The sequence below is a fragment of the Streptomyces sp. KLMMK genome (genome assembly GCF_036961605.1).
GTDB classification, from domain to species: domain Bacteria; phylum Actinomycetota; class Actinomycetes; order Streptomycetales; family Streptomycetaceae; genus Streptomyces; species Streptomyces telluris.
This window is the reverse complement of sequence record NZ_JBAMDC010000425.1, coordinates 1-5,309: the sequence shown is the minus strand read 5'-3', so window position 1 is coordinate 5,309 and position 5,309 is coordinate 1. Positions and strand designations below refer to the sequence as shown.

Annotated in this window: 5 protein-coding genes and 1 pseudogene; 2 read left to right on the top strand and 4 right to left on the bottom strand. The window is 75.2% G+C overall.

The features are described 5' to 3' along the window. Both V7793_RS32820 and V7793_RS32815 read right to left on the bottom strand, forming a co-directional pair. Positions 1 to 924 (bottom strand): annotated as a pseudogene (locus V7793_RS32820) (FUSC family protein); the annotation flags it as partial. Positions 925 to 1,070: 146 nt separating this feature from the next. Continuing rightward, positions 1,071 to 1,817 carry a polysaccharide deacetylase family protein gene (locus V7793_RS32815; RefSeq protein WP_336013361.1) on the bottom strand — a complete coding sequence of 249 codons (747 nt, stop codon included), beginning with the start codon at positions 1,815 to 1,817 and terminating at the stop codon, positions 1,071 to 1,073. Between the two features lie 265 nt (positions 1,818 to 2,082). On the opposite strand from V7793_RS32815, the gene V7793_RS32810 reads away from it, so the two are divergent. Further along, positions 2,083 to 3,123, top strand: a complete 1,041-nt coding sequence (locus V7793_RS32810; RefSeq protein WP_336013360.1) for a YncE family protein — start codon at positions 2,083 to 2,085, stop codon at positions 3,121 to 3,123. A 42-nt stretch (positions 3,124 to 3,165) separates the two neighbouring features. Beyond that, the gene (locus tag V7793_RS32805; RefSeq protein ID WP_336013359.1) at positions 3,166 to 3,585 is read left to right on the top strand and encodes a YchJ family protein; all 420 of its coding nucleotides are present in this window, start codon (positions 3,166 to 3,168) and stop codon (positions 3,583 to 3,585) included. Between the two features lie 21 nt (positions 3,586 to 3,606). Here the strand turns inward: V7793_RS32805 and V7793_RS32800 are convergent, their stop codons facing one another. Next, a complete protein-coding gene (locus V7793_RS32800; RefSeq protein WP_336013358.1) occupies positions 3,607 to 4,473 on the bottom strand; it encodes an endo alpha-1,4 polygalactosaminidase in 867 nt (288 codons plus the stop codon). Next, on the bottom strand, positions 4,470 to 5,213 hold the full coding sequence (locus V7793_RS32795; protein WP_336013357.1) for a spherulation-specific family 4 protein: 744 nt from the start codon (positions 5,211 to 5,213) through the stop codon (positions 4,470 to 4,472). Before V7793_RS32795 ends, V7793_RS32800 begins: the two co-directional genes overlap by 4 nt. Positions 5,214 to 5,309: the final 96 nt, after the last annotated feature.

Genomic DNA, 5,309 nt, shown 5'->3' with positions numbered 1-5,309 from the left:
TTCGGCGACGCGGACCGCATCGAAGGTGGCGAGGGCGGCGGGCAGCGGGTCGGGCCGGGTGTCCGGGGTGCCGGTGCGCAGCTCGCCGGCGACGGACCGCAGAGAGAGTTCGGTGTGCCGGAGCAGGTTCACGGCGGCGGGGCCGGCCGCGGGGTGGCCGGGGCAGTCGGCGAGGCGGTCGAGCTGGTCGCGCACGTGGCGGACGGCCGCGCGGGTGTGGTTGAGGGCCCGGTCGCGGACGGAGGGCGAGGCGGGGCGCTCGGTGACGGGCACGCGGGAGAGGCGGGCGGCGGCCATCGCGCGGTCGGCGGCCTCCCGTTCGGCCGGCGCGCCGCCGCCGGCTTCGAGGTGGTAGGCGGTGGCGCTGGCGTAGTCGGCCACGGCCGCCACCGCCTCGGCGAGGACGGCGCGGTAGGGGACGGGGGCGGGTTCGGGCCACAGGAACCGCTCGGCCAGAACGGCGAGCAGGATGCCGGTGGTCAGGCCGGTGAGCCGGGAGTCCAGGGAGCCGGGATCGTAGGGCGGGAAGCAGGGCAGCACGTAGAAGAGCTGGAAGGCCGTGGCGAGGCCGGTCAGGCGCGGGCCGCCGACGCCGCAGTAGGCGACGACGAAGCCGACGGCCAGCATGCCGCCGGCGGCCGCCCAGGGGTGGACGGCGAGGAGCGTTCCGGCGGTGACGAGGACCCAGCCGGCCGGCAGGGCGGTGAGCAGGGTCCGGGTCCGCTCCCGCGGCGGGCCGGGGACACGGCAGAACATGACGAGGGGCAGCGCGCCGAACATGGCGTACAGGGCCATGACGGAGTCGCCGGTGACGTACCGGAAGAAGTAGAAGCCGGGGCAGGCGGCCGCCACCACCCACAGGGCGCGGCGGGCCGCCTGCGGCACGCCCTCGTGGCGCAGGAGCCGGCGGGCGGACACGCTCATGCCCGCGTCCACCGGGGCGCCTTCCGCCCGCAGGAGTGCGGCGGAGCGGCCCGGGAGCCGGGTGCGGCATTCCAGCCGATTGTGCGGATCATAGTGTTCCTCACATTAGGTGAGGAAACGTCTGCTTCAAGGCGACACCCCGTCGGTCAGCACCGCAGCGGGTCCCCGATCACCGGACCGGTGGGGCCGGTGTTGCGGCACAGGGCGTACCCCTGGGCCCGCAGGTCGTCGACGATGCCCGGCAGGGCGTCGGGGAAGTTGCTGAAGAGGTGCCCGAGCACCACTCCCCCGCGCTTGTCCTCCGCGGGGGCGTCGCGGACCCTCGCCCGCAGCGTGGCGACGTCGGGGAAGCGGCCGCCGGAGTTCTCCCAGTCGAGGGTGTCGACGGTCCAGGTGCACACGCGGTAGCCCAGGCTCGCGGCGATCCGCGTCTCCCGGGGGCCGTAGTCCCCGAACGGCGGGCGGAGCAGCGTGCTCCTGACGCCATCGCGGATCTCCTTGCGCGCCTCGTCCTCCGGAAGCGCCGTCAAGTGCGGGTGCGAATAGGTGTGGTTGCCCACCCAGTGCCCCTGGCGGCGCAGGGTCCGGGCGACCTGGGGCTGCTGCGAGGCGTACTCGTTGATGAGGAAGAACGCCGCGCGGATCCCCCTCTCCTTGAGGTAGGCGCCCGTCTCCACGGCCCGTTCGACCTGGTCGTAGGGCCAGTCGTCGAGGGTGAGCAGCACCCGGCCGGAGGTGTTCCCGCATCTCCGGTGGTCGTAGGCGGCCGCGGGCCCGGCGGAGGCGGGCAGCCCGCACAGCACCAGGGTCAGCGCGGCCAGGGCCGCGCCCAGGGGCGGGCGGACGCGGGGCGGGCGGGGCAGGCGGAGCACGCGGCGCGACGAACCGGACATGCGGGAACTCCTCCCTCGGCACCGTTCGGGGTTCAGATGATCCCGGCGCCGGGGTCCGGCCGCCAGCAGGACGACGCCCGGGAGGGAGCCCCCGGCGAGACCCGGGCGGGCGCGTACGGGGCCGCATCCGGGGGACGCGGACGTGACGCGCGCCACGCCCGCCGCGGCCCGCGCCGCCGTCAGCTGGGCGAATGCGCCCGCCGCAAGGCATCCTTGCCCGCCCGGCATTGGAACGCCCCCGCAGGGGCGGCCGAGGATACGGAGCATGAACACGAACGCGGATTCCCGTACCGACGTGCTGGCCGTCGTGAGCCAGTCCGGACCCACCGTCACCTTCTTCGACGCCGGCACCTACGAGCAGCTCGACGTGGTCGAAGTTCCCGCGCAGCCGCACGAGTTGTGCTTCGACCCGGACCGGCGCCTGCTGTACTGCGCGAGCACCTACACCGACGGCTACTACGGGGCCCACCAGGGGCGCGCCCGGCAGATCACCGTCATCGACGCCGACGCCCGGAAGGTCGTCGACACCGTCGACCTCGCCCCGGACCACGCGCCGCACGGCCTCGCCCTGGACCGGGAGCGCTCCCGGCTGTACGTCAGCGTCGAGGCCACCGCGACCGAGCCGGGCGGCGTCGTCATCCTCGACGCGGACACCCGCCGCCGCATCGGCCGGATCCCGGTCATGGCCGACGGCCCGCACTGGTTCGCGATCTCCCCGGACGGCCGCCGCGGCTGGTCCACCAACAAGGAGGCGCCGTTCGTCTCCGTCGTGGACCTGGAGCGGGACGAGTTCGCCGGGCGCGTCGCCGTGCCCAGCAGCGAGGGGCTGGACGTCTCCCCCGACGGCAAGTACGTCTACGTCGCCGCGCCCAAGGCCGACTTCGCGTCCGCCCCGACCGCACCGCCCGGCATCCGGGTGATCGACGCCGCCACCGGCAAGGTGGAGCGCGTGCTGCCGACCGGGGGCGTGGTCTTCCCCGTCCACACCACGGCCACGGGCGCGGTCCTCGCGGGCGAGCTGCGGGTGGACTGGGGCGAGGGCGGCACGCTCGGCGCCCAGCGGGACGGGGTGCTGACCGTCTTCGCGCCGGACGGCCCGGAGGTCGTGGGCCAGGTGCCGGTCGGCAAGTTCCCGCTGACCATCACCTCCTCGCCGGACGGCGCCGTGGGCTACGTGGCCAACGTCGTGTCCGGCACGGTGACCGTGGTGGACCTGGAGCGGATGGACGTGATCACCACACTGGAGGTCGGCCGGAAGGGCGAGGCGGGCGCGCACGGCCTGGCGTACATCCCCGCCGCCGGCTGAGCCGGTGCCGGGGCCGGGCCGGGGAGCGGGCACAATCGTGGGGTGTCCAGAAGAACCAGACCCCCCGCGCCCCGGCCGGCCGTCACCGCCGCCTCCCCCTGCCCCTGCGGCCTCGACGCGGCCTACGGCGACTGCTGCGGCCGCCTGCACGCGGGCGAGCGGGCGGCATCGACGGCCGAACGGCTGATGCGCTCGCGCTACAGCGCCTTCGCCGTCCGCGACGCCGCCTACCTGCTGCGCACCTGGCACTCCACGACCCGGCCGGACGGGCTGGACCTCGACCCCGTCATGGAGTGGACCCGGCTGGAGATCCTGGGGACGACGGACGGCACGGCCTTCCACCAGGAGGGCACCGTGGAGTTCCGCGCCCACTACACCGACCGCGGCCGCTCGGGCTTCCAGCACGAGAACAGCCGCTTCGCCCGTGAGGACGGGCAGTGGGTGTACGTCGGCGAGGTGTGACCGGCGCTGCGGCGGCGCCGGTCACCCGCACGGCTCGCGCCAGGCGTCCAGTTCGAGCCTCTTGCGCATCGAGCTGAGGCCGAGCCGCTGCGCCGTGGGGCAGAAGTCCTTCCGCTCCAGGGCGTACTCGACGTGGAAGACGGCCTTGCCGCTCTTCACGAACGGCACCAGCTTCTCGCACTCCTCGAACTCGGCGCACTGCTCGTTCACCGCGAAGTCGAAGTCGCCCACGAGGGCGGGGATCTGGTCCAGGTCGTTCTTCAGGCCGACGGCCATGCCGCGTTCGTGGGCGAGCGAGGCGAGCATCCGGTTGAAGGCGAGCTGGTCGGCCGCGGACAGCGGGAAGCCCGTGCGGTTGCGGTAGCCCTCCATCAGGTCCGGCTCGACGGCGTCGAAGCCCTTCTGCCGGCACATGTCGAAGCGGGCCGCCATAATCGGCCGCAGGACGTCGAGGCGGCGGATGTCCAGCCACTTCTCGCCCTTCCAGCCCTTGTTCCGCTCGCCCAGCAGCCGCTCCGGGAACGCCTTGTGGTCCGGGCGGAAGTCCTCCCAGGCGCCGGCGTTGAGGTAGCAGATCACCTTGGCACCGCGGTCGTGCAGCTCCTTGACCGTACGGGCCGTGTTCTCGAAGCCGTCGATGTCGTAGACGGGGACGTCGGCGGACGTGTCGGCCTTGCCGTCGAGCTGCCACTGCCAGCGGGTGCCGGGGCGGGGCCGCCAGTGCTTCCCGGCAGCGCGGGGAGATGCGGCGGACTCCGTGGCCGTGGGCGTGGGCCCGTCGTCGCCGTCCGGCCCGTCGCCGTCGTCCGTGGCCGAACAGCCCGCCGCTCCGGCGAGCAGGGCGAGCGCGAGCAGGGCCGCGGAGGAGCGGCGGCGCGCGAGCCTCACCGTGTCCTCCGCCGGAGCGCGGCCCCGTCCCCGGGGAGCGGCCCCTCGTCCCCGGCCGGCGGCTCCCCGTTCACCCACGGCGCCGCGCTCCACGGGTTGGCGCCCTCGCCCGGCACCGCGCAGTGCACCCCGGCGCCCCGGTCCCCGGCGGTGCGCGCCACGTGGGCGGCGTGCCCGGCCGGCACGGCGTAGACGAGGTGGCAGAAGCGGGCCGGCGGGTGGTCGGCGGTCCAAGGCGGCACGGCTGCCCTCCGGTAGGTGTCCCAGGTGCCCTCGAAGGTGACGAGGAGATCGGCGACGCGAGCATAGCCGGGGTCGGGGTGGGTGCCGGGGTTGAGGACGGCCGTCCGCGCGCCCAGCGCCCTGGCGAGCATGACGAGCCGGCGGTAGTGGGGCAGGTGCGCGGCCTGCGCGGCCGTCTGGTCGAGGAAGACGCCGTCGACGCCGTACCAGCGGCGGTGGCGGCGGATGTCGCCGACGACCGCGCGCGGCGGCCGGTGGCCGTAGCCGGTGTCGACGTAGCCGAGCAGCCGCACGCCGGCGCCGCGCAGGCGTTCCGCCACGGCCCCGAAGGCGGGGTCGGGGCGGGAGCCGGGCCCGTCCGCGACGTTGAGGACGACGCCGTGGAGCCGGGGCGCGGCCGCCTCCAGGGCGGACCACGCCTCCGGGTCCACGTCCGGGTGGACGTACAGCGGTACGAGCAGCCGCTGCCCGTCCGGCCGGTGGTCGGGTGGGCTCACCGCGGGGGCTCCCCGGCCCGGTCGCGGGTCTCGGCCCACAGGTCGGTCAGCGAGGTGGCGAGGGGGCGCCGCGGCGTCCAGCCCAGGGCCTGCGCG